Raw genomic sequence first — 21,429 nt, forward strand, 5'->3', positions numbered from 1 at the left:
CGGATGCGTCGCGAGACCCTCGAGCCTGCGCGCGATTACAGCACGTGCAGCGCGGTCGCGCGCCAGCGGCCGTCGAGGCCCTCGAGGCGGATCGCGACGACCCGCGTGCGAGCCCGGCCGTGCACGACGATCGCCGCCTCGACGATGCCGGAGCGCGGCACGCACGCCTGCATGCTCCCGACCGCGAAGGCGGGGCGGCTGGCGCGCTGACCGCGGGCCTGCCGCGCGCGGGAGGAGATCACGACGCGCTTGAGCAGGTGCCGGTAGACCTCGTCGGAGACCCAGCGCGAGATCTGCTCGAGCTCGCGGGCGCCGGCGAGGATCTCGATGACGCATCTCGCGAGGTTCTCGAGGAGGGGCGCCGGATCCGGCAGCGCCTCCGTGGCGGTCGGCTGGGCTGAGAAGTAGTCCTCTACGACGAGTTGAAGCGGCAACTCGGTGTTCCGTCCGTTCGGGTGCTCTCCCGAGCACTTTCGTGCACGCCTTTTCGGCAAGCCGAAGCATTCAACACGAGTGCCCCGGGATTGTCGAGTCGTCCTCCAGGCTGGGGAGAACCGGCGTCGCCCGGCCCCGCGCTCCGATACCGTGCCGGGATGCGCTGGGAGCCGGTCTTCGACGACCTCGAGGGCGAGTTCGCCCACGGGCTCGCCCGCGAGGAGGCCGCGCTCGCGGCCGAGGAGGAGCGGCTCCGGTTCGCGCGGCTCGAGCTGGCGGAACGGCTGACCGGCCTCCTCGGGGCCGAGGTCGAGCTGCAGCTGCGCGACGGCGGCGCCCTCCGGCTCCGTCTCGAGTCGGTCGGTCGCGACTGGATCGCGGGCCGCGCTGCGCACGGCGCCCTCGAATCCGCGCTCGTCCCCGTGCCGGCGGTCGTGGGGCTCGTCGCCGAGGCGTCCGCGCTCGAGCCCGCCGCCGCGCCCGCCGCGAGCGGGCTCGAGCGCCGTCTCGGGATCGCGGTCGCGCTGCGCGACCTCACCCGCCGCCGTGCCCCCGTCGAGCTCCTCACCGACCGCTCGCGGCTCCGCGGCACGATCGACCGGGTCGCCCGCGACCATCTCGACCTCGCCGAGCACGAGCTCGACGAGCCGCGTCGGGATGCCGCGGTGCGCCGGACCCGGCTGGTCGCGCTCGCGACGCTGGTCTGCGTGCGCTACTGAGGCGCCGAGCCGATCAGCCGCGGCGCCGACCGGCGAAGATGTCGACGATGTCGTCGGCCCGCTCGGCGAGCTCGTTCCAGCGACCCGCGAGACGCGCCTCCTCGTAGCGCGCCTCGATGTAGGCCTCGAGGTGGTCGCGCTCGACGCGCCAGTGGGCCCGCGTGCCGACCTGGATGGCGGGGATCTCGCCCGCGCGCACGAGCGCGGAGGCCTCGACGACGGAGATGCGGAGGATCTCGGCGACATCGAGGAGCGTCAGGAAGCGCGCGAGCGCGCGGTCCTGGCGTCCGATGCCGTTCATGTCCACCATTCTGCTCGCGACCGATCCCGCCGGAGCCTCCTGTGGATAAGTCCCGTCGGCCTGCGCGCCGGTTCGCCACGATAGGCGTCACCCGATCCCGAGGAGCCCCCGATGCCCGAGCCCCGTCCACGTCCGCGCCGACTTGTCGACCCCCGGCTCCTCATCGGCGCCGGCCTGGTGCTCGCCTCGATCGCCGGCGTCGTGGGCGTGCTGGCGGCGGCCGACCGCACCGTCGAGGTCTTCGCCGCGCGCGATGCCATCGGCCCGGGCGAGACGCTGGATCGCGACGCGCTCACCATCCGCCGCGTCGCCCTGGACGGGGCGGAGGCGCGGTATCTGGCGGCCGGCGCCCGCATCCCCGAGGGCGCGGTCGCCGTCCGGCCGATCGGCCAGGGGGAGCTGATCCCGAGCGCCGCGCTCGCCGCGGCCGACGGCTCCGGGCGCGTGCCGGTCGTGGTGCCCTCGCCCGGCGAGCTCGGGTCGGGCGTCCGTCCGGGCGTCGAGGTGGAGCTCTGGGCGGCGGCGGCGTCCGCCGGCGAGGGCGAGACCGCGGTGATCGCGGGGGAGGCCGTCGTGGTGCGCCTCGTGGAGCGCCGCGGCCTCGTCGGCGACGAGGGGGCGGCCGCGGTCGAGGTGCTGCTCGATCGGGAGGATCTGCCGGCCGTGCTCGACGCCGTCGCCGAGGAGCGGCCGGTCTCGCCCGTGCCGCTCGGCGTGCCGCTGGAGTCGTCCCGTGGCTGAGGTGGCGCTCGCGCTCCCGCTCGCCGACGAGGTGCGGCTCGCGGAGGAGGCGGAGCGGCACGGGCACCGGGTCGTGCTGCGCGCCTCCGGGGCCGAGGAGCTCGCCTCGCGCATCGCGGCCTCCGGCGCGCGCATCGCGATGGTCGGCGCCGAGGAGCAGTACCTGGGCGCGCGCCTCGTCGCCGCGTGCGACTCGGCGGGGGTGCGGCTCGTCGTCGTCGGGGCGGGGGACGCCTCGATGCGCCGGGTGCGCCGCCTCGGCCTCCTCGACGCGCTCGTGCCCGCGGCCGAGTGGGCGGCCGTCGACGGCGGCCCCGTGCCGCCCGCCGTCGGGACGCGCCCGGCGGCGGCGTCGGCGATCGAGACGCGGGCCGTGCCGATCGCGATCGCCGAGCGCGAGGATCCCGCCCCGGAGCCTGCGGCAGGAGACGGTGCGCCGCCGGCCCGACGCGGTGCCGTCGTCGCCGTCTGGGGGCCGCACGGCGCCCCGGGCCGCACGACGGTCGCGATCGCGCTCGCCGCGGAGGCCGCCGCCGCGGGGCTCGCCGCCGCGGTCGTCGACGCCGACACCCACGCCGCCTCCGTCGGTCCGGCGCTGGGGCTCCGCGACGAGGCCCCCGGCTTCGCGGCGGCGTGCCGGCTCGCGGCATCGGGCGAGCTGGACGTGGAGGAGCTCGAGCGCGTCGCCGCGGTCCGGCCGTCGAGGCACGGGCGCCTGCGGGTGCTCACCGGGCTCCTCCGCGCGAGCCGCTGGCCCGAGCTCGGCGCTCGCCGCGTCGAGGCCGTGCTGGATGCGGTGCGCGACTGGGCGGAGGTCTCGGTCGTCGACACGGGCGCGCCGCTGGATCGCGACGAGGGGCTCGGCGGCGAGCTCGCGCCGCCCGGCCGCAACGACGCCGCCGTCGCGGCGCTGCTCGCCGCGGACCGCATCGTCCTCGTCGGGGCCGGCGACCCGATCGGCGTCGGCCGTCTCCTGCGGGCGCACGCCGAGCTCCACGAGCTGGACGGCATCCCGCCCGTCGACGTCCTGGTGAACCGGGTTCGGCCGAGCGCGATCGGCCTGAACCCGGCCGGGCAGCTGCGGCAGACGTTCGCGCGGCTCGGCGGCATCGAGGATCCGGTGCTCGTCCCGGAGGATCGGCCGGCCCTCGACGGCGCCGTCCTCCAGGGGGCGACCCTCGTGGATGCCGCGCCGCGCTCGCCCGCGCGCCTCGCGCTCCGCCGCTACGCGACCGAGCGGCTGCTCGGCGGAGACCGCTCGCTGCGCAGGCTAGCCTGAGTGGGTGTCGACCCTCTCCGATCTGGTGCTCGCCCAGGAACGCGCGACCGAGGCGGACGTCGAGTGGCTCCACCTCCTCGTGGGCGACGGGCAGCTCCTCGCCGATCTCGCCTTCGCGGACATCGTCCTCTGGGTGCCGACCGACGACGGCAGCTTCATCGCCGTCGCCCACTCGAGGCCCTCGTCGGCGGCGACGCTCTTCTACCGCGACTTCGTCGGGCAGCGCGTCAAGCCCGAGTGGAAGCAGCAGGTGACGGAGGCCTACGAGACGGCCCGCATCGTCGACACCGCCGCGCCGGACTGGTACGAGGAGACCCCCACGCGCGTGCGCGCCGTGCCCGTGCTGCGCCGGCTCTCGCCGAGCGGCGCCGAGACCACCAGCATCCCCGTCGCCGTGATCACCCGGCACAGCAACCTCAGCGAGGCCCGCACGCCGAGCCGCCAGGAGCTCACCTTCAACCAGTGCGCGAACGATCTGTTCGAGATGATCGCGAACGGCGACTTCCCCGATCTCGGCGCCCCCTCCGGTCCGCGCCGCGGCCAGCCGCGCGCCTCCGACGGCCTCATCCGCCTCGACGTCGACGGCACGGTGACCTTCGCGAGCCCGAACGGCCTCTCGGCCTTCAACCGCATGGGATTCGACGGCGAGCTCGAGGGCGAGTCGCTCGCCGAGGTCACGACCGAGCTGCTCAGCGGTCGACTCATCGTCGACGAGTCGCTGCCGCTCGTCGTCACCGGCCGCGCCCCGTGGCGGACCGACATCGAGGCGCGCGGCGTCACGGTGTCGCTGCGCACCATCCCGCTCCGTCACCGGGGCGAGCGGGTCGGCGCGATCGTGCTCTCCCGGGATGTCACCGAGGTGCGCCACCAGGAGCAGGAGCTCATCACCAAGGACGCGACGATCCGCGAGATCCACCACCGCGTCAAGAACAACCTGCAGACGGTCGCGTCGCTGCTCCGCATCCAGGCCCGCCGCACGCACAGCGACGACGCGCGGGAGTCGCTCACGCAGGCGATGCGCCGCGTCTCCGCGATCGCGCTCGTCCACGACACCCTCTCGGAGGGGCTCAGTCAGAGCGTCGACTTCGACGAGGTCTTCGACCGGGTGCTGCTGCTCATCGCGGAGGTCGCGTCGAGCCACAACACGACGGTGCGGCCGCGCAAGTCGGGCGCTTTCGGCTCGCTGCCGAGCGAGTATGCGACGCCGCTCGCGCTGGCGCTCACGGAGCTCGTCACGAACGCCGTCGAGCACGGGCTCGCCGGTCGGGATGGCGCGGTCGAGATCAGCGCGGAGCGCGGCGATGAGCGCCTCGTCATCAAGGTGGTCGACGACGGCGTGGGCCTCCCCGAGGGGAAGGTCGGCGCGGGGCTCGGCACGCAGATCGTGCGCACCCTCATCCAGGGCGAGCTGAGCGGCACGATCGACTGGCACACCCTCGAGGGGGAGGGCACCGAGGTCACGATCGAGGTGCCGCTGCTCTGGCTCACGCGGAGCTGAGCGGGCGGGCGCTCGTGTGCGGCGGTGCCCGCGTCGGCTCGGCCGACGCGGCTCGGCCGGCTAGCTGGCGCGGCGCGCGCGGCCGACTAGCTGGCGCGGCGCGCGCGGGCGGCGCGGCGCTTGAGGGCGCGGCGCTCGTCCTCGCTGAGGCCGCCCCACACGCCCGAGTCCTGGTTGGTCTCGAGGGCGTACTGGAGGCAGAGCTCGGTGACGGAGCAGGAGGCGCAGACCGACTTGGCCTTCTCGATCTGGTCGACGGCGGGGCCGGTGTTGCCGATCGGGAAGAACAGCTCGGGGTCGGCGGTGAGGCAGGCCGCGTTGTCGCGCCAGTCCATGGGTGCTCCTTTGTTGCAGGTGACGCCCGATCCCAGAGCACGCCGCAGGTTCGGGTTGCGCGCGCGCCCGAAAGGAAATCGAGTAAGAAAGGGAGGTCTTGTCCGGAATCCGATGGATCCGGGATGGCCTACGACCCTGTAGGCGTCACATCAACCGTCACCAACTGTTTCATACTTGTTACGGCGGGGCAAGAGATTCGGGAGTGCGCAAAGCTGTGAATGATGTCGGGCGCGGAGCGCCGTTCTGGGCCCTCATCGGGATCCTCTGCGCGGAGGCGCTGCTCGTCGCGGGCCTCGCGATCGTGCTCGTCGTCGAGCTCCTCGTCGACCGGCCGGCATCCCTCCCGAGCGCCCTCGCGCTCACCGTGCTGACGGCGCTCGCCGCCGTCTGGCTGGTGGTCATCATCGTCCACGCCCTGCGCGGCCGGGCGTGGATCCGCGGCGCCGCGATCGTCTGGCAGGTGCTGCAGTTCTCGGTTGGCCTGGGCGCGCTCCAGGGCCTCTTCGCGCAGCCCGCCTGGGGGTGGCCGCTGCTGCTCGTCGCGCTCGCGGGCTTCGGCCTGCTGCTCTCGCCGCCCGTCGTGCGGGCGACCTCCCGTCGCGAGAGCTGACTCGCGGCCCTCAGACCGCGATGCCGAGCCGCTTGCGGAGCATCGACACGTGCCCCGTGGCGCGCGTGTTGTAGAAGGTGTGCTCGATGCGGCCCTCGGCGTCGATGACGAAGGTGGAGCGGATGACGCCCGTCACCGTCTTGCCGTAGAGCTGCTTCTCGCCCCAGGTGCCGTAGGCCTCGTGGACGGCTCGCTCGGGGTCGCTGAGCAGCGTGAAGGGGATGCGCTCCTCGGCGGCGAAGCGCGCGAGCTTCGCGGGCTCATCGCGCGAGACGCCCACCACCTCGAGGCCCTCGGCCCGGAGGGAGGCGAGGCTGTCGCGGAAGTCGCAGGCCTGCGTCGTGCAGGCGGGAGTGGCCGCCTCGGGGTAGAAGTAGAGCACGACGCGGCTTCCGCGCAGCGAGGCGAGCGAGACCTTCCGGCCCTCCGCGTCGAGCAGCTCGAACTCGGGGGCGGCGTCGCCGGGCTGCAGGCGGGCGGGGCTCGATGCGGTGCTCACCCGGTCGAGCCTAGGCGTCCCGGACCGTGTCGCGGGGACCTCGCGGGAGGTGCTATCGTGGTCCCTCGGTCCGGTTCATCCGGCCGCGCACCTCTAGCTCAATTGGCAGAGCAACTGACTCTTAATCAGTGGGTTCCGGGTTCAAGTCCCGGGGGGTGTACTCGAAGCCCCGTCTCCTCTCGCCAGGAACGGGGCTTTGTTCGTTCCCGGCGCGGTCGACCCGGAACGGTCGACCCGGAGCCCTCGTCTCGACGAGGCCTGTCTGTGCGCCCGGCGCTCGTCTCTCACCGCCACGTCAGCGGCATCCGCTAGCATCGGCAAATGTAGCTGTAGCTACATTTTGAAGAGAGGAGGCCGGCGATGTCATCGATGATCAAGTCCACTCGGCACGCAGCCGGAATCGGCGTCGGCGAGCTCGCCGCGCGCCTGCAGGTCACCCCGAGCGCGGTCTCCCAGCTCGAGCGCTCGGAGTCCGAGGGGACGATCAAGCTCGCGACGCTCCGTGCTGCCCTGGCGGCCATGGGCGCCGAGCTCCGGATGACCGCCGGGACCGGGGGCCGCATGTCGAGATACGCCCCGTACCGCGTCGCGGACTCGCTGGCCGATGCGCTCCTCGAGCGCCGGGAGCCCGCGTTCCCGCTCCGGCTGCTCACCCACGCGGTCGCAGAACTCGCCGAGCACCTCGACCTCATCGACCCGACGGAGATCGACCTCGCCCCGACACCCCTGCCCGATCGCCGATGGGACACCCTCTTCCGCGCGAGCTACGCGCACGCACTGCCCCGCGGGCTGCGCCCGGCATGGACGAGGACGAGCCGGCTCGACGAGCCGTGGTTCATCTCCGAGTTCCCGGCGCTCCGCGAGCGGGCGGAGCGGTCGACCCCGGATCACCTCCGGCGGCTCGGCATCTTCATCGACGAGCGAAGCCTCACGCAGGCCTGATGCGCCGACTCGAGCACGAGATGGACCCCGCCGAGGTGCGGCGGCTCCTCGACCTCCTGGTGAGCCGTCTGGACGCCGCGGGCATCGATGCGGACATCTACGTCTTCGGCGGCTCGGCGATCGCCCTCCGATTCCCGGACGACGCCGAGACCAGGTTCACGACCGACATCGACGCCGTCGTGAGGCCGGCGACGGAAGTCCTGCGCCTCGTCGCCCGGATCGCCGAGGAGATGCGCCTCCCGCCGGACTGGCTGAACGCGAGCGGTGCCCCGTTCCTCCCCCCACGGCATCGGGCGGAGCCCGCGTCGGCCGGGGTGACGCTGACGATCGCCGACATCGAGGACCTCATCGCGATGAAGCTGGCGGCGTCGCGAGAGCAGGACCTCGCCGACCTCGGCATGCTCGCGCGGCACGCGGGGATCCTCGAGCCCGAGCGGCTCGTCGAGATCGCCTTCGCCGCCTACGGCGAGGAATCGCTCGTCCTCACGGAGTCGCGCGACGACTACCTCATGATGGCGAGGCAGGCGATCGACGCAGCCGCACGGCGGACGACCCGCAGGTCGCGCGCCCGCTCGGACTGAGCGGCCGGCTCACGCCCCTCAGCCGAGCGCGCCGGCGAAGGCGATCACCGCATCCCCGATCTCCTCGCGCACCTCGTCATCGCCCGCCGTCGGCACGCCGTCGCCCGGCTGCGACCCGTAGTCGCCGAACTGGGCGTGCACCGCGCCCGGCAGCTCCACGAGCCGCGCGCTCGCGGGGAGGAGGTGCGCGGCGTCCGCGATCTTCGCGGGCGTCGAGAGGCCGTCGCGCTCGGCGGCGAGCGTGAGCACGGGGAGCTCGGAGTCGGCGAGGTCGTCGGCGCAGTAGGCGCCGAGGAGCAGCAGCCCAACGGCTTCCGACGCCGGGTCCGCCGCGAGCGCGCAGGCCCGCACCCCGCCGAGGGAGTGCCCGCCGACGATCCAGCGCTCGACGCCCGTCACGCCGGCCGCCGCGCCGGGGGCCGTGAGCTCCGCGAGCGAGCGGGTGTCGGCGATCGCGAAGCCGAGCGTCGGGCGCGCGATCACGACCGGGATGCCGGCCTCGGCCGCGGCCGACAGCTTCCACGCGTAGGCGGCCGGCTCGACGCGGGCGCCCGCGATGACGACGAGCCCGGTGGGGCCTGGATCAGCCGGCGCGAGCACCACGGCCTCCGCGGTCTCGACCACCTCGAGCCCGGCGAGCGCCCGCGCCGAGGCGAGCGCCCGGGGCTCCGCGACGAAGGGGCTCGCCGCCCAGGCGAGGGCCCCGGCGACCACGACGACGAGCGCGCCCGCGCCGAGCGCGAACCGGGCGCGGCGGCGAGCCCGGCGACGCCGTCGATCAGTCGACGACGGCGAGGCCATCGATCTCCACGAGCATCTCCGCGCGGGGGAGGCCGGTGAACACGGTCGTCCGAGAGGGGAGCACGCCGCTCGGCACGTGCTCGGTCACGAAGGCGCCGTAGGCCTCGTTCATGGCGGCGAAGTCGTCGCGGGTCGTGAGGTAGACGCGGAGCATGACGACATCCTCGAAGCTCGCGCCGCCGGCCTCCACGATCGCCCGCACGTTCTCGAGCGTGCGCGTCGTCTGGGCGGCGACGTCGCCGGGGAAGAGGTACTCGCTCGTCGCGGGGTCCACGGGACCCTGCCCGGAGACCTGCAGGATCGGCCCCTTGCGGATGCCCTGCGAGAAGGTGTGGGCGGGCGCCGGGGCGCCGGTGGTCTCGATGCGCTGCTTCGTCACGCCCCCACGCTAGCGGCCGCCGTCGCGCGCGGCCTCCGCGCCCCTCAGAAGCGGTAGCCCCAGCTCTGCTCGCCGCCGAGGTCGAGGATGAGCGCGCCCGCGGCGTCCGGCACGTCGAGGACGATCGCGCCGTTGCGGGTCTCGCCCGCGGCGACCGTCGTCGGCATCGCCTTCGAGAGGCCGAGGCAGGTGGCGGAGGCGCCCACGACATCCCCGATCACGGTTCCGTCGTCGCCGACATACGACCACGCCGGCGCGGTGATGTCGAGGGTCCCCTCGAGCGCCGCCGTCGTCTTCACGCGGAGGTCGAGCTGGATGAAGTGGCCGTTCACCGAGGGCGCCTGGTCGGCGCGGGTGCACGAGGGGTCGACCGAGATCTCCTCGACCGAGAAGGTCGCGACCGTCGTGCCGTCGAGCGAGAGGGAGGCGATGTCGCCCGTGCGCTTCGCGACGGCGCCGCTCGGCCAGTGGCTCGCGGGGCCGGCCGCGGAGGCGCTCGGCGCGCTCGTCTCGGCGGGCGCCTCGGCATCCGCCGGCTCCGCGGGGTCGGCCTCGGCGGCGGGCGCCGAGCACCCCGCGAGCGCGAGGAGGACGGCGGCGGCGGGCAGCAGGGCTCGGGCGGATCTCATGTCGCGGACGCTACGAGCCGCGCGTGAACGCTCGACGACGATCCGGTGGAGGCCGGGTGGATCGACGCGCCCCAGTCCGGGGGGTCAGCCGCCTCGGGTCAGTAGCGCCAGTCCCACGGCGAGGGGCCGCCGAGGTCGAGGGTCACGACGCCCGCGACCGCGGCGACGTCGAGCACGACGGTGCCGCCGCGCTTCTCGCCGGGGCCGATCTCGCTCGGGAGCTTCGAGGCGGGGCCCATGCAGGTGTCGGCGTTCCCGACGATGTCCTCGAGGAGGCCGCCGGAGGTGCTCGTCGACGACCAGGATGCGGCGCCGAAGTCGAGCGCGGGCGCGTCGGCCGCGGTCTCGATCTCGAGGTCGAGGAGCAGGAAGTGGCCGTTGACGGGCTTCGCCGCGGAGCTGGAGGTGCACTTGGGGTCGATCTTGATCGACGACACCGTGTACGAGGCGATGCCCGTGCCCGAGTCGTCGACGAGCCGGGCGAGGTCGCCCTTCTCCTTGAGGATGTGGCCGTCCGCGCTGAGGTCCTCGGTGCCGATCTCCTGGTCGGCGAGCGGCACGACCTCCGGCGAGGGGGAGGACGAGCTGCCGGCCTCCGGCGCGGATGCCGAGCACCCCGCCAGCGCGAGCATGCCGACGGCGAGCACTGCGATCCCGATACGCCTCATGGGAGCAAAGCTACGGCCGTCGCTCGGATCGGGAACGTCCCAGAACGGGGCGCATTAACGTGGAGTCCATCGAGGCGACACCTGGAGGGGCTATGCGCGAGCCGCACGGCGAGACGGTCATCGACGCTCGGACGAAGGGCGCGCCGCCCGCACTGTGGGGGATGCGGGTCGCGGAGGCGGGGGACGCGGGCCTCGGCCTCGCCGACCTCCCCACGCCGCTCCTCGCGTTCGACCGTGCGGCGGGCGACGCGAACACCCGCCTCGTCGCCGACTGGGCGGCCGCGCGCGGCCTCGAGCTCGCCCCGCACGGCAAGACGACCATGTCGCCCGTGCTCTGGCGGCGGCTCCTCGACGCGGGCGCCACGGCGATCACGCTCGCGACCCCCTGGCAGGTCCAGGCGGCGCGCTCGGCCGGGGTCCGGCGCGTGATCCTCGCGAACGAGCTGCTCGACCCCTCGGGGGCCGCGTGGATCGCCGGCGAGCTCGACCGCGACCCGGACTTCCGCTTCGCCTGCTGGGTGGACTCGCCCGAGGGGGTCGCGCTGCTCGACCGGGTCGCGGGCGCCAGCCCGATCGACGTCCTCGTGGAGCTCGGCGGCCCCGGCGGCCGCGCGGGGGTCCGTGAGCTCGAGGATGCCGTGGCGATCGCGCGCCTGGCCCGCGCCGCTGCGGGCGTGCGGCTCGTCGGCGTCGCCGGCTACGAGGGCAGCTTCGGCGGCGCGCGCACCGAGGAGGCGGCCGCGAGCGTGCGCGGCTACCTCGCGCGGCTGGTCGAGCTGCTGGAGCGGCTGCGCGCGGAGGAGCTGCTCGAGGCGTCGCGGCCGGTCATCACGGCCGGCGGCAGTGCCTGGCCGGATCTCGTCGCGGAGGCGCTCGCGCCGCTCGCCGCGCGCGCGACGGGCGCGGGCGGGGCTCGGGCGGTGCTCCGCTCGGGCGCCTTCCAGGTCCACGACGACGGGTTCTACGCGGGCATCTCGCCCTTCGCGGGATCCGCGGACGGCGGCGCGCCCCATCTCGTCCCGGCCCTGCGGGCATACGCGCGGGTCCTCTCCCGCCCCGAGCCCGGCCTCGCGATCCTCGACGCCGGGCGACGCGACCTCTCCTACGACCTCGACCTCCCCATCCCGCTGCACCGCGACGGCCGCCGCATCGACGGGTGGCGCGTGACCGGCCTCAACGACCAGCACGCCTACCTCGAGCTGCCCGCGGACGCCGCGCTGCGTCCCGGCGACGTCGTCGAGCTCGGCATCTCGCATCCCTGCACCGCGATCGACCGCTGGCGGGTCCTGCCCGAGCTCGACGACGCCCGCGCGGCCTCGCCGCGGCTCGTCGGGATGCTGGAGACCTGGTTCTGATGGCCCGCCTCGTCGTCCGGGGCGGCGAGCTCGTCGACGGCACCGGCGCGCCCCGCCGACGCGGCGATCTCGCGGTCGAGGGCGGCCGGATCGCCGCGCTCGGCGAGCTGCCCGCGCGGGACGGGGACCGCGAGATCGACGCGCGCGGCCTCGTCATCGCACCCGGCTTCATCGACATGCACGCGCATTCCGACCTCGAGCTGCTGCGCGACCGCGAGCACCTCGCGAAGCTCGCGCAGGGCGTCACCACCCAGGTGCTCGGGCAGGACGGCATCGGCTACGCCCCCGTCGACGACGCGGCGCTCGCGCTGGTGCGGCGCCAGATCTCGTCGTGGAACGGCGACCTGCCCGCCGAGGCCTTCCGCTGGCGGGGCATGGCCGGCTACCTCGCGGAGCTCGACCACGGCATCCCGACGAACGCCGCCGTGCTCGTGCCGCAGGGCAACCTGCGTCTCCTCGCGATCGGGTCGTCCGCTCGTGCCGCGACCGCCGCCGAGGTGGATGCCATGCGCGGCATGCTCGACGAGTCGCTCGCGGCGGGCGCGGTCGGCATGTCGAGCGGGCTCACCTACACGCCCGGCATGTACGCCGACGAGGCCGAGCTCACGGCGCTCTGCGAGGTGGTCGGGCGGCGGGGCGGCTACTGGGCGCCGCACACCCGCGGCTACGGCCGGGGTGCGCTCGAGGCCTATGCGGAGGCGGTGCGGATCGCCCGTCGTGCCGGCTGCGCCCTCCACCTCACGCACGCGACCATGAACTTCGCGGCGAACCGGGGCCGTGCCGATGCGCTCCTCGAGCTCGTCGACGGGGCGCTCGCCGAGGGCGTCGACGTGACGCTCGACACCTACCCCTATCTCGCGGGCGCGACGACGCTCGCGGCGCTGCTCCCGAGCTGGGCGCACGAGGGCGGCCCGGATGCCGCGCTCGCCCGGCTCGATGACGGCGCCGAGCGGGCGCGGATCCGCGAGGCGCTCGACGTGACCGGATCCGACGGCGCCCACGGCGAGACGGTCGACTGGACGGCCATGCAGATCTCGGGCGTCGGCGATCCGGCGCTCGGGGATGCGGTCGGCGCGACCGTGGCCGAGCTCGCCGTGCGCGCGGGGCGCCCCGACGACGCGACGGGCGTCGCCCTCGACCTCATGCGCGACGACCGGCTCGCGACCGGGATCCTCATGCACGTCGGCGACGAGGACAACGTGCGCGCGATCATGCGGCATCCCGCCCACTCGGTCGGGAGCGACGGCATCCTCGTCGGCGCCCGGCCGCACCCGCGCGGCTGGGGCGCCTTCGCGCGGGTGCTCGCGCACTACACGCGCGAGCTCGGCGTGCTCGGGCTCGAGGAGGCCGTGCGGCACCTCGCCGGCACGCCCGCGCGGCGCCTGGGCCTCGCCGACCGCGGCGTGCTGCGGGAGGGCGCGGCCGCGGATGTCGTCGCCTTCGACCCGGCGCGCGTCGCCGACCGCGCGAGCTACGAGGACCCGCGACAGCCCGCGGAGGGGATGTCGTGGGTCCTCGTGAACGGCGAGCCCGCCATCGCGGACGGCGCGCGCACGGCGGCCGTCGCGGGCCGCGTCCTGCGCCCGTAGCCCGCGCCCTCCGCCATGTGAGTTTCTCCGCATTCGCCGCGCGGATCCGCGCGGCGAATGCGGAGAAAGTCACCTCGACGGGTGGTCCGGGTCCTCGGCGAGCGGCTCGCCGCCGAGCACCTCGGCCTCCATTGTGTCGTAGCCCTCCTTCTGCGGGTCGCCGTGGAGCCCGCCCGAGAGCGCGTATTCCTCCTCGGGCGAGAGCACGAGGCGGTGGCGGCCGTAGACGGCGAAGCCGATGAAGATGAGCACGTAGATGACGATGATCGCGACGATCGCCGGCAGGAACGTCGGGTTGAGCAGGAAGCCGAAGAACACGAAGGCCGCGATGATCGCCGCCGACCACGCGCCGAACAGCCCCCAGGGGCTGACATAGGGCCGCGCCGCCTTCGGGAACTTCTTCCGCAGCACGATGAACGACACCATCTGCATGAAGTACGCGACGACCGCGCCCCAGACCGCGATGTTGAGCACGATCGCGCCGGCCGGGCTCGCATCCCCGCCCGCGAGCTGGACGACGACGAGGGCGAGATACCCGATGACGGCGCCCACCACGAGCGCCACCCACGGCGTCTCGCGCTTGCCCGTGAGCGAGAAGGCCTTCGGGTAGTAGCCGGCCCGCGAGAGCGAGTACATGTTCCGCCCGTAGGCGAACATGATGCCCATCAGGGAGGCGAAGAGGCCGACGAGCGCGAGCAGCGACAGCACGGCGGCGGCCTGATCGCCGACGATCACGGCGAAGCCCTGGAGGAGCGGCTCGAGCGAGGTGCCGGTCGCCTCCGCCCCGAGCACCCCCGTGTTGAGGAACAGCACGATGAGGCCGGTGACGATGAGCGTGCCGCGCGCCCAGAGTCCGGCGCGCGGGATGTCGCGGGCGGGCTCGTGCGACTCCTCCGCCGCGAGCGGCAGCTCCTCGATGCCGAGGAAGAACCACATGGCGAAGGGGAGGGCGAAGAGGATCGCGAGCACCCCGTGCGGCAGGAACTCGGAGGAGCCGAGCGCGGCCGGGTCGGGCGCGATGTTCCAGAGCGAGGACCAGTCGAAGGCGCCCGAGACGAGCGCCATGACGCCGAAGGCGACGAGGATGCCGATCGAGATGATCGAGACGACGATCGCGAAGCGGAACGAGACGTTCGCGCCGGCGGCGTTCAGCGCGATGAAGATCGCGTAGAGGATCGCCCACCAGACCGGGCCGGGCAGGCTCACGCCGAGGAGCTCGCTCGTGATGCCGTCGGCGTAGCTCGCCGAGAAGTACACGACGACGGCCGTCGTGGCGACGTACTCGATGGTCTCCGCGAGGCCCGTCGCGAGGCCGCCCCACGGGCCCATCGCGCTGCGTGCGAAGGAGTACGCCCCGCCCGTGTGCGGCATCGCGGCCGCCATCTCGCCGATCGAGAAGGTGAGGCCGTAGTACATGACGACGAGGACGACGAAGGCGATGAGCATCCCGCCGAAGCCGGCGAAGTCGATGCCGAAGTTCCACCCGGAGAAGTCGCCCGAGATGACGGCCGCGACGGCGAGGCCCCAGAGGCCCCAGACGCCGGCCGATCGCCGGAGCTTCCGCTTCGCGAAGTAGTCCTCGCCCGCCGACGTGTACGTGACGCCGCGGACCTTCCTGTTCTCGGCCATGTTCCGCCTTCCGTTCGGGGTCGCTGACCCGCCAGGCGGGCAGGCGCACAGGGGGGATGCGCTTGCCCACCGAGCATGGCCCTATTGGTACCCGGTGTCTACCTTTGGATGTGACGAACATGTGAAATCATCGGCCTCTCGGCCCGACGGCGCTGTGGTTCAATGGTCGGCATCGCGCGCATTGGATGCGTCAAGACGGGAGATCAGACATGAGCGTCCGCTCCGGGAACCTCGCGCTGGAGGAGCTCGAGCAGCTCATCTCGCGGCGCGAGATCGACACCGTCATCCTCGCCTTCGCCGACATGCAGGGCCGCCTCGTCGGCAAGCGCGTCGCGGGCCGCCTGTTCGCGGAGGAGGTGGCGGCGCACGGCGCGGAGGCCTGCAACTACCTGCTCGCGGTCGACGTCGAGATGAACACCGTCGACGGCTACGCGATCTCGAGCTGGGAGACCGGCTACGGCGACATGATCCTCAAGCCCGACTTCGACACGCTCCGGCTCGTGCCCTGGCTGCCGGGCTCCGCGCTCGTCATGGCCGACCTCCTCACGATGGACGAGCGGCCCGTCGCGCCCTCGCCGCGCGAGATCCTGAAGCGCCAGATCGGCCGCCTCGCCGAGCGCGGCCTCACCCCCTTCGTCGGCACCGAGCTCGAGTTCATCGTGTTCGACGAGAGCTACCGCGGCGCCTGGGCGAAGAAGTACGAGGGGCTCACCCCCGCCTCCGACTACAACATCGACTACGCTCTCATGGCCTCCACCCGCATGGAGCCGCTGCTGCGCGAGATCCGCCTCGGCATGGAGGGCGCCGGCATGTACTGCGAGGGCGTCAAGGGCGAGTGCAACCTGGGCCAGCAGGAGATCGCCTTCCGCTACGCCGAGGCGCTCGCGACCTGCGACAACCATGTCATCTACAAGAACGGCGCGAAGGAGATCGCGGACCAGCACGGCAAGGCGCTCACCTTCATGGCCAAGTTCAACGAGCGCGAGGGCAACAGCTGCCACATCCACCTCTCGGTGCGCGGCGCCGACGGGGAGGCCGTCATGGCGGGCGAGGGCGAGCACGGCTTCTCGAGGCTCATGGAGCACTGGATCGCGGGGCTCGTCCACACGATGCGCGAGTTCAGCCTCCTCTTCGCCCCGAACATCAACTCCTACAAGCGCTTCGCGGAGGGCAGCTTCGCGCCCACCGCGGTCGCCTGGGGCAACGACAACCGCACCTGCGCGCTCCGCGTCGTCGGCCGGGGGCAGAGCCTCCGGGTCGAGAACCGGGTGCCGGGGGGAGACGTGAACCCCTACCTCGCGACCGCCGCCATCATCGCGGGCGGGCTGTACGGCATCGAGCACGAGCTCGAGCTGCCGGCGCCGCTCGCGGGCAGCGCCTACGGCTCCGACGCGCCGCGCGTCCCGACGACCCTGCGGGAGGCGGCCGAGCTCTTCGAGCGCAGCGAGATCGCCCGCGAGGTCTTCGGCGCCGAGGTCGTCGAGCACTACGTCAACAACGCGCGCGTCGAGCTCACCGCCTTCGACGCCGCGGTCACGGATTGGGAGCGCGTACGTGGCTTCGAGCGGTTCTGAGACCGGCCGTCCGCTCGTCATCGGCCTGACGACCTACCTCGAGCAGGCGAAGACGGGCGTGTGGGATGTCCCCGCCGCCTTCCTGCCGAAGGTGTACTTCGATGCGGTCGTGAAGGCGGGCGCGATCCCCGTGCTCCTGCCCCCGCAGCCGCTCGGCGAGCACACGGCCGCCGCGGTCGTCGACCGCCTCGACGGGCTCATCGTGACGGGCGGCAAGGATGTGGACCCGGCCCGCTACGGCCAGGCGCCGCATCCCGAGACGGATGCGCCACGGCGCGACCGCGACGACTGGGAGGATGCGCTCCTCGCCGCCGCCATCGAGCGCGGCACCCCCTTCCTCGGCATCTGCCGCGGCCTCCAGGTGCTCAACGTGCACCGCGGCGGGACGCTCCACCAGCACCTGCCCGACCTCGTCGGCTCGATGCGCTACAACGCGGGCGGCGGCGTCTTCACGACGAACTCGGTCACGATCGACCAGGACACCGTCATCGGCGACACCCTCGCGGCGACCCCGGTGCTCGGCGTGCAGAGCTACCACCACCAGGCGGTCGACCAGGTGGGCGATGGGCTGCTCGTGACCGCCCGCTCCGACGACGGCACGATCCAGGCGATCGAGCTCGACGGGGCCCGCTACGGCGTCGCCGTGCAGTGGCACCCCGAGGAGGCGCCCGAGGACATCCGGCTCTTCAGCGGGCTCGTCGACGCGGCGCGCGAATGGGCGGAGGCCGGCTGGCCGGTCCCCGAGGCGGTGTCGGCATGAGCGCCGCCGTGCTCATCGACCCGAGCGACGAGTCCGTCATCCGCGAGGTCCCCGACACCCCCGTCGAGGAGGTGGATGCGGCGGTCGCCCGCGCGGTCCGCGCCCAGCGCGGCTGGGCGGCGCTCGCCCCCGCCGACCGGGCGCAGGCGCTCCGCCGCTTCGCGGACGCCGTCGACGGCGCCGTCGAGGAGCTCGCGCGGCTCGAGGTCCGCAACTCCGGCCACCCGATCGGCTCGGCGCGCTGGGAGGCGGGCCACGTCCGCGACGTGCTCGAGTACAGCGCCGGGTTCCCCGAGCGCCTCAACGGCCGCCAGATCCCGGTCGCGGGCGGACTGGATGTGACCTTCCACGAGCCGATCGGCGTCGTCGGGATCATCGTGCCGTGGAACTTCCCGATGACGATCGCCGCGTGGGGCTTCGGGCCGGCGCTCGCCGCCGGCAACGCCGTCATCCTCAAGCCCGCCGAGTGGACGCCGCTCACGGCGCTCCGGCTCGCCGAGCTCGCCCTCGCCTCCGGGCTCCCGGAGGGGCTGCTCCAGGTGCTGCCCGGGCCGGGCGCCGTCGTCGGCGAGCGCCTCGTCGCGCATCCGGACGTCCGCAAGATCGTGTTCACCGGCTCGACCGAGACCGGCCGGAAGGTCATGGCGGGCTGCGCGCGGCACGTCAAGCAGGTCACCCTCGAGCTCGGCGGCAAGAGCGCCAACGTCGTCTTCGCCGATGCCGACCTCGAGGCCGCCGCCGCGAGCGCCCCCGGCGCCGTCTTCGACAACGCGGGCCAGGACTGCTGCGCGCGCAGCCGCATCCTCGTGGAGCGTCGCGCCCTCGACCGATTCCTCGAGCTGCTCGAGCCGGCCGTCAAGGCCGTCAGCGTCGGGCGCCCCGGGGAGGAGTCGACCGAGATGGGCCCGCTCGTCTCGGTCGCCCACCGCGACAAGGTGCGCGGCTACCTCGAGCTCGGCACGCCCGTCGCCTTCCAGGGCACCGCGCCCGAGGGCCCCGGCTTCTGGGTGCCGCCGACCGTGCTGCTGCCCGGATCCCGCGCCGACCGCGTCGTCACGGAGGAGATCTTCGGACCGGTCGTCAGCGTCCTCCCCTTCGACGACGAGGCCGACGCGATCGCCCTCGCCAACGACACCGTCTACGGCCTCGCGGGCTCCATCTGGACGCGGGATCTCGGCCGCGCGATCCGCGTCTCGCGCGCCGTCGAGGCCGGGAACCTCAGCGTCAACTCGCATTCCTCGGTGCGCTACTCCACGCCCTTCGGCGGGATGAAGCAGTCCGGCATCGGCCGAGAGCTCGGACCGGATGCGGCCGTGGCGTTCACCGAGACCAAGAACGTCTTCCTCAGCAACGGATAAAGGAGCCAGATGGACCTCACCCAGCGACTCGCCGGCCGCACCGCCGTCATCACGGGCGGCGCGAGCGGGATCGGCCTCGCCACCGCGACGCGCTTCGCCGCGGAGGGCGCGAAGGTCGTGATCGGCGACATCGACCCGGCCTCGGGCGAGGCGGCCGCGGAGTCCGTCGGCGGCGTCTTCGTGAAGGTCGACGTCACGAGCAAGGAGGAGGTCGACCACCTCTTCGACCGTGCGGCGGAGCTCTTCGGCTCCGTCGACATCGCCTTCAACAACGCCGGCATCTCGCCGCCCGACGACGACTCGATCGAGACGACCGAGATCGAGGCCTGGGATCGCGTGCAGCAGGTCAACCTCACCTCCGTCTACCTCTGCTCGCGCGCCGCACTCCGGCACATGACGAGAGCGGGCCGGGGCTCCATCATCAACACGGCCTCCTTCGTGGCGGTCCTCGGCTCCGCGACCTCGCAGATCTCGTACACGGCCTCCAAGGGCGGCGTGCTCGCGATGACCCGCGAGCTCGGCGTGCAGTTCGCGCGCCAGGGCGTCCGCGTCAACGCGCTCTGCCCGGGCCCGGTGAACACGCCGCTCCTCAAGGAGCTCTTCGCGAAGGACCCCGAGCGCGCCGCCCGCCGCCTCATCCACGTGCCCGTCGGGCGCTTCGCGGAGCCCGAGGAGCTCGCCGCCGCGGTGGCGTTCCTCGCGAGCGACGACGCCTCCTTCATCACCGCCTCCACCTTCCTCGTCGACGGCGGCATCAGCTCCGCCTATGTGACGCCGCTGTAGGGGTCGGGATGCCGGGGGAGCCGTCGACGCCCGGCCGGGTCGCCTCCGACCCGGTCGGCGATGTCGTGTTCCGCCCGCTGCGCGCGGGGAACGCGCTCGAGGACACGGTCGCCCGGCTCATGCAGACGATCCGCCTCGGGGCCGTCGCGCCGGGCGGCGCGCTGCCGCCCGAGCGGGAGCTCGCGGCGCGCTTCACCGTGAGCCGGGACACGGTGCGCGAGGCGATCCGGGAGCTCGCCGACGCGGGCTACCTCGTCTCGCGCCGCGGCCGCTACGGCGGCACCTTCGTGGTCGACGAGCTGCCCGTGCCGGATGCGGCGGCTGCGCCGCGCCTCGCGCGCGGCGAGCTCGAGGACGTGCTGGGGCTGCGCGAGACCCTCGAGACGGGCGCCGCGCGCGCGGCCGCGGGGCGCGCGCTCGGCGCCGACGAGCGCGAGGCGCTCTGGACCCGCTACGAGGAGACCCGGGATGCGGCGCCCCAGGAGTACCGCCGCCTCGACAGCCGGCTGCATCTCTCGATCGCGGAGCTCGCCGGCATCCCCTCGCTCGTGCCGCTCATCGCCGACAGCCGGGCGCGGAACGCGGAGCTGCTGGATGCCTTCCCGCTGCTCCCGCGCGCGATCGACCATTCGGACGCGCAGCACGAGGCGATCGTCGTCGCGATCCTCGCGGGCCGGCCCGACCGCGCGGCGGCCGCGATGCGCGAGCACCTCGCGGGCTCGGCGCTGCTGCTGCGCGGGTTCCTCGGGTAGGCCGCCGCTCGTCGAGGAGCGCGCGACGCAGTCGCTCGCGTCTCGGGACGAGTCGCGGGCCTAGGCCTCGGGCTCGTCGCTCGGGGTGCCGCTCGGCGTCGGGATCGGCATGGGGAGCAGGTCCTCGTACTCGGGCAGCTCGCCGTCGACGACGGGGACCGGGACCTGGCGGCCTGCCTCGTCGCCGTACTGGAAGTAGACGTCGAGCAGCGAGCCGGCGGGCGCATCGATGTCGCTGAAGAGCAGCTGCCCGAGCTCGCCGTAGCCGATCCGGTTGGACCCGGGCTCGAGCGTGACGGAGACGGCGGTGCGGTCCGCGCCCTCGCCGACCTGCGCGATGAGGTCGATGGGATCGCTCGAGCGGTTGACGCCGATGAGGACGAGGTTCGCGTCGGCGCCGTCCTCGGTGACCGCGAGGATGTTGCGCAGCTGCAGGTCGCCGACGTCCGCCGAGCGCCCGTCGCTGGGGTCGTATCGGAAGGTCGTCGCCTGCGTGGTGACGAAGTTGCATCCGGCCATGCCGGTCGCGAGAAGCGCGGCGAGTGCGATGGATGCCGCGGCGCGTGCTCTCACGGGGGACCCTCCAGAAACGTCGGTCGACAGCGCTCTCCAGCATAGTGCGCCGCGGGCGGCCGGCCGACTTAGGCCCGCCTAACTCAAAGATCGCTGTGATAGAATCGCAGGTCTGCGGAAGGATACAACTCCATGATCTTCGAGGTCGGCGAGACGGTCGTTTACCCCCACCACGGTGCTGCAACGATCACCGAGGTCAAGAAGCGAATCATCAAGGGCGAGGAGAAGCTCTACCTGAAGCTCAACGTCACGCAGGGAGACCTCACGATCGAGGTCCCTGCCGAGAACGTCGACCTCGTCGGCGTCCGCGACGTCATCGGCCAGGACGGCCTGGACCGCGTGTTCGAGGTGCTGCGCGCCCCCTTCACCGAGGAGCCCACCAACTGGAGCCGCCGGTACAAGGCCAACCTCGAGAAGCTCGCCTCGGGCGATGTCATCAAGGTCTCCGAGGTCGTCCGCGACCTGTGGCGCCGCGACCAGGACCGCGGCCTCTCGGCGGGCGAGAAGCGCATGCTCGCGAAGGCGCGCCAGATCCTCGTGTCGGAGCTCGCCCTCGCCGAGAAGACGGACGAGGAGAAGGCCTCCACCGTGCTCGACGAGGTCCTCGCCTCCTGACTCCGGCCGAGCGCCCGCTCCCG

At 73.5% G+C, this 21,429-nt stretch carries 25 protein-coding genes and 1 tRNA gene; 16 read left to right on the forward strand and 10 right to left on the reverse strand.

The window, feature by feature from the left end:
• Positions 1–35: 35 nt before the first annotated feature.
• Positions 36–434, reverse strand: coding sequence for an Rv3235 family protein (locus tag OF852_RS12990; RefSeq protein ID WP_271119581.1), 399 nt, complete (start codon positions 432–434; stop codon positions 36–38).
• Positions 435–593: 159 nt separating this feature from the next.
• On the opposite strand from OF852_RS12990, the gene OF852_RS12995 reads away from it, so the two are divergent.
• Entirely contained in the window at positions 594–1,154 is a 561-nt protein-coding gene (locus OF852_RS12995; protein ID WP_271119582.1) for a hypothetical protein, read from the forward strand.
• Between the two features lie 13 nt (positions 1,155–1,167).
• Here the strand turns inward: OF852_RS12995 and OF852_RS13000 are convergent, their stop codons facing one another.
• Positions 1,168–1,455 (reverse strand): helix-turn-helix domain-containing protein, encoded by a 288-nt coding sequence (locus OF852_RS13000; protein WP_271119583.1) that lies wholly within the window; start codon positions 1,453–1,455, stop codon positions 1,168–1,170.
• Between the two features lie 111 nt (positions 1,456–1,566).
• Between OF852_RS13000 and OF852_RS13005 the strand changes: the two genes are divergently transcribed.
• Genes OF852_RS13005 through OF852_RS13015 form a run of 3 tightly spaced genes read left to right on the forward strand, consistent with a single transcriptional unit; the run spans position 1,567 to position 4,973 of the window.
• Positions 1,567–2,196 (forward strand): SAF domain-containing protein, encoded by a 630-nt coding sequence (locus OF852_RS13005; protein ID WP_271119584.1) that lies wholly within the window; start codon positions 1,567–1,569, stop codon positions 2,194–2,196.
• Positions 2,189–3,475: a MinD/ParA family ATP-binding protein gene (locus OF852_RS13010; RefSeq protein ID WP_271119585.1), complete on the forward strand. Its 1,287-nt coding sequence runs from the start codon at positions 2,189–2,191 to the stop codon at positions 3,473–3,475. The genes OF852_RS13005 and OF852_RS13010 overlap by 8 nt, the downstream gene beginning before the upstream one ends.
• Positions 3,476–3,479: 4 nt before the next feature.
• Positions 3,480–4,973 carry a sensor histidine kinase gene (locus OF852_RS13015; RefSeq protein WP_271119586.1) on the forward strand — a complete coding sequence of 498 codons (1,494 nt, stop codon included), beginning with the start codon at positions 3,480–3,482 and terminating at the stop codon, positions 4,971–4,973.
• Between the two features lie 86 nt (positions 4,974–5,059).
• Here the strand turns inward: OF852_RS13015 and OF852_RS13020 are convergent, their stop codons facing one another.
• Complete coding sequence (locus tag OF852_RS13020) at positions 5,060–5,308, reverse strand: WhiB family transcriptional regulator (RefSeq protein WP_271119587.1); 249 nt, start codon at positions 5,306–5,308, stop codon at positions 5,060–5,062.
• A gap of 215 nt (positions 5,309–5,523) precedes the next feature.
• On the opposite strand from OF852_RS13020, the gene OF852_RS13025 reads away from it, so the two are divergent.
• Positions 5,524–5,919, forward strand: a complete 396-nt coding sequence (locus OF852_RS13025; RefSeq protein WP_271119588.1) for a hypothetical protein — start codon at positions 5,524–5,526, stop codon at positions 5,917–5,919.
• A gap of 10 nt (positions 5,920–5,929) precedes the next feature.
• On the opposite strand, the gene bcp is transcribed toward OF852_RS13025, so the two are convergent.
• Positions 5,930–6,418 (reverse strand): thioredoxin-dependent thiol peroxidase, encoded by a 489-nt coding sequence (gene bcp, locus OF852_RS13030; protein WP_271119589.1) that lies wholly within the window; start codon positions 6,416–6,418, stop codon positions 5,930–5,932.
• An 87-nt stretch (positions 6,419–6,505) separates the two neighbouring features.
• On the opposite strand from bcp, the gene OF852_RS13035 reads away from it, so the two are divergent.
• From OF852_RS13035 to OF852_RS13045, 3 genes are all read left to right on the forward strand, one after another.
• A tRNA-Lys gene (locus OF852_RS13035) sits at positions 6,506–6,578 on the forward strand.
• A 200-nt stretch (positions 6,579–6,778) separates the two neighbouring features.
• On the forward strand, positions 6,779–7,360 hold the full coding sequence (locus OF852_RS13040) for a hypothetical protein (RefSeq protein WP_271119590.1): 582 nt from the start codon (positions 6,779–6,781) through the stop codon (positions 7,358–7,360).
• Positions 7,360–7,941 carry a DUF6036 family nucleotidyltransferase gene (locus tag OF852_RS13045; protein WP_271119591.1) on the forward strand — a complete coding sequence of 194 codons (582 nt, stop codon included), beginning with the start codon at positions 7,360–7,362 and terminating at the stop codon, positions 7,939–7,941. Before OF852_RS13040 ends, OF852_RS13045 begins: the two co-directional genes overlap by 1 nt.
• Positions 7,942–7,959: 18 nt before the next feature.
• Here the strand turns inward: OF852_RS13045 and OF852_RS13050 are convergent, their stop codons facing one another.
• The 4 genes from OF852_RS13050 to OF852_RS13065 all read right to left on the reverse strand — a co-directional run bounded on the left by OF852_RS13050 (position 7,960) and on the right by OF852_RS13065 (position 10,418).
• Positions 7,960–8,742 (reverse strand): alpha/beta hydrolase, encoded by a 783-nt coding sequence (locus OF852_RS13050; RefSeq protein ID WP_271119592.1) that lies wholly within the window; start codon positions 8,740–8,742, stop codon positions 7,960–7,962.
• Positions 8,720–9,121, reverse strand: coding sequence for a RidA family protein (locus OF852_RS13055; protein ID WP_271119593.1), 402 nt, complete (start codon positions 9,119–9,121; stop codon positions 8,720–8,722). Before OF852_RS13055 ends, OF852_RS13050 begins: the two co-directional genes overlap by 23 nt.
• 44 nt (positions 9,122–9,165) lie before the next feature.
• Positions 9,166–9,750: a hypothetical protein gene (locus tag OF852_RS13060; RefSeq protein WP_271119594.1), complete on the reverse strand. Its 585-nt coding sequence runs from the start codon at positions 9,748–9,750 to the stop codon at positions 9,166–9,168.
• 98 nt (positions 9,751–9,848) lie between these two features.
• Positions 9,849–10,418 carry a hypothetical protein gene (locus OF852_RS13065; RefSeq protein WP_271119595.1) on the reverse strand — a complete coding sequence of 190 codons (570 nt, stop codon included), beginning with the start codon at positions 10,416–10,418 and terminating at the stop codon, positions 9,849–9,851.
• Between the two features lie 92 nt (positions 10,419–10,510).
• On the opposite strand from OF852_RS13065, the gene OF852_RS13070 reads away from it, so the two are divergent.
• Both OF852_RS13070 and OF852_RS13075 read left to right on the forward strand, forming a co-directional pair.
• Complete coding sequence (locus OF852_RS13070; RefSeq protein WP_271119596.1) at positions 10,511–11,773, forward strand: alanine racemase; 1,263 nt, start codon at positions 10,511–10,513, stop codon at positions 11,771–11,773.
• Positions 11,773–13,362: an N-acyl-D-amino-acid deacylase family protein gene (locus OF852_RS13075; protein ID WP_271119597.1), complete on the forward strand. Its 1,590-nt coding sequence runs from the start codon at positions 11,773–11,775 to the stop codon at positions 13,360–13,362. The genes OF852_RS13070 and OF852_RS13075 overlap by 1 nt, the downstream gene beginning before the upstream one ends.
• 69 nt (positions 13,363–13,431) lie before the next feature.
• Here the strand turns inward: OF852_RS13075 and OF852_RS13080 are convergent, their stop codons facing one another.
• Positions 13,432–14,991, reverse strand: a complete 1,560-nt coding sequence (locus OF852_RS13080) for an amino acid permease (protein ID WP_271119598.1) — start codon at positions 14,989–14,991, stop codon at positions 13,432–13,434.
• A gap of 209 nt (positions 14,992–15,200) precedes the next feature.
• Here OF852_RS13080 and OF852_RS13085 point away from each other — a divergent pair, with 209 nt between their 5' ends.
• The 5 genes from OF852_RS13085 to OF852_RS13105 are packed head-to-tail and all read left to right on the forward strand — an operon-like array spanning position 15,201 to position 20,218.
• Positions 15,201–16,565: a glutamine synthetase family protein gene (locus tag OF852_RS13085; RefSeq protein ID WP_271119599.1), complete on the forward strand. Its 1,365-nt coding sequence runs from the start codon at positions 15,201–15,203 to the stop codon at positions 16,563–16,565.
• Positions 16,546–17,325 (forward strand): gamma-glutamyl-gamma-aminobutyrate hydrolase family protein, encoded by a 780-nt coding sequence (locus OF852_RS13090; RefSeq protein ID WP_271119600.1) that lies wholly within the window; start codon positions 16,546–16,548, stop codon positions 17,323–17,325. The genes OF852_RS13085 and OF852_RS13090 overlap by 20 nt, the downstream gene beginning before the upstream one ends.
• The gene (locus OF852_RS13095) at positions 17,322–18,683 is read left to right on the forward strand and encodes an aldehyde dehydrogenase family protein (protein WP_271119601.1); all 1,362 of its coding nucleotides are present in this window, start codon (positions 17,322–17,324) and stop codon (positions 18,681–18,683) included. The genes OF852_RS13090 and OF852_RS13095 overlap by 4 nt, the downstream gene beginning before the upstream one ends.
• A 9-nt stretch (positions 18,684–18,692) precedes the next feature.
• Positions 18,693–19,466, forward strand: coding sequence for a 3-oxoacyl-ACP reductase (locus OF852_RS13100; protein ID WP_271119602.1), 774 nt, complete (start codon positions 18,693–18,695; stop codon positions 19,464–19,466).
• Positions 19,467–19,474: 8 nt separating this feature from the next.
• On the forward strand, positions 19,475–20,218 hold the full coding sequence (locus OF852_RS13105) for a FadR/GntR family transcriptional regulator (RefSeq protein ID WP_271119603.1): 744 nt from the start codon (positions 19,475–19,477) through the stop codon (positions 20,216–20,218).
• A 60-nt stretch (positions 20,219–20,278) separates the two neighbouring features.
• Here the strand turns inward: OF852_RS13105 and OF852_RS13110 are convergent, their stop codons facing one another.
• Positions 20,279–20,791: a hypothetical protein gene (locus OF852_RS13110; protein WP_271119604.1), complete on the reverse strand. Its 513-nt coding sequence runs from the start codon at positions 20,789–20,791 to the stop codon at positions 20,279–20,281.
• Positions 20,792–20,923: 132 nt separating this feature from the next.
• On the opposite strand from OF852_RS13110, the gene OF852_RS13115 reads away from it, so the two are divergent.
• Complete coding sequence (locus OF852_RS13115) at positions 20,924–21,406, forward strand: CarD family transcriptional regulator (protein ID WP_271119605.1); 483 nt, start codon at positions 20,924–20,926, stop codon at positions 21,404–21,406.
• The last annotated feature ends 23 nt before the right edge of the window (positions 21,407–21,429 follow it).

The sequence above is a fragment of the Homoserinibacter sp. YIM 151385 genome (genome assembly GCF_027912415.1).
In the GTDB taxonomy this organism is placed as follows: Bacteria; Actinomycetota; Actinomycetes; order Actinomycetales; family Microbacteriaceae; genus Schumannella.

Excerpts from the sequence above, each read along its gene's own strand:
- OF852_RS13070 (WP_271119596.1), top strand. The coding sequence starts at position 10,511 with ATGCGCGAGCCGCACGGCGAGACGGTCATCGACGCTCGGACGAAGGGC.
- OF852_RS13105 (WP_271119603.1), top strand. The coding sequence starts at position 19,475 with ATGCCGGGGGAGCCGTCGACGCCCGGCCGGGTCGCCTCCGACCCGGTC.
- OF852_RS13060 (WP_271119594.1), bottom strand. The coding sequence starts at position 9,750 with ATGAGATCCGCCCGAGCCCTGCTGCCCGCCGCCGCCGTCCTCCTCGCG.
- OF852_RS13115 (WP_271119605.1), top strand. The coding sequence starts at position 20,924 with ATGATCTTCGAGGTCGGCGAGACGGTCGTTTACCCCCACCACGGTGCT.
- OF852_RS13005 (WP_271119584.1), top strand. The coding sequence starts at position 1,567 with ATGCCCGAGCCCCGTCCACGTCCGCGCCGACTTGTCGACCCCCGGCTC.
- OF852_RS12995 (WP_271119582.1), top strand. The coding sequence starts at position 594 with ATGCGCTGGGAGCCGGTCTTCGACGACCTCGAGGGCGAGTTCGCCCAC.
- OF852_RS13095 (WP_271119601.1), top strand. The coding sequence starts at position 17,322 with ATGAGCGCCGCCGTGCTCATCGACCCGAGCGACGAGTCCGTCATCCGC.
- OF852_RS13000 (WP_271119583.1), bottom strand. The coding sequence starts at position 1,455 with ATGAACGGCATCGGACGCCAGGACCGCGCGCTCGCGCGCTTCCTGACG.
- OF852_RS13100 (WP_271119602.1), top strand. The coding sequence starts at position 18,693 with ATGGACCTCACCCAGCGACTCGCCGGCCGCACCGCCGTCATCACGGGC.
- OF852_RS13080 (WP_271119598.1), bottom strand. The coding sequence starts at position 14,991 with ATGGCCGAGAACAGGAAGGTCCGCGGCGTCACGTACACGTCGGCGGGC.
- OF852_RS13075 (WP_271119597.1), top strand. The coding sequence starts at position 11,773 with ATGGCCCGCCTCGTCGTCCGGGGCGGCGAGCTCGTCGACGGCACCGGC.
- OF852_RS13020 (WP_271119587.1), bottom strand. The coding sequence starts at position 5,308 with ATGGACTGGCGCGACAACGCGGCCTGCCTCACCGCCGACCCCGAGCTG.
- OF852_RS13045 (WP_271119591.1), top strand. The coding sequence starts at position 7,360 with ATGCGCCGACTCGAGCACGAGATGGACCCCGCCGAGGTGCGGCGGCTC.
- OF852_RS13085 (WP_271119599.1), top strand. The coding sequence starts at position 15,201 with ATGAGCGTCCGCTCCGGGAACCTCGCGCTGGAGGAGCTCGAGCAGCTC.
- OF852_RS13050 (WP_271119592.1), bottom strand. The coding sequence starts at position 8,742 with ATGGCCTCGCCGTCGTCGACTGATCGACGGCGTCGCCGGGCTCGCCGC.
- OF852_RS13040 (WP_271119590.1), top strand. The coding sequence starts at position 6,779 with ATGTCATCGATGATCAAGTCCACTCGGCACGCAGCCGGAATCGGCGTC.
- OF852_RS13065 (WP_271119595.1), bottom strand. The coding sequence starts at position 10,418 with ATGAGGCGTATCGGGATCGCAGTGCTCGCCGTCGGCATGCTCGCGCTG.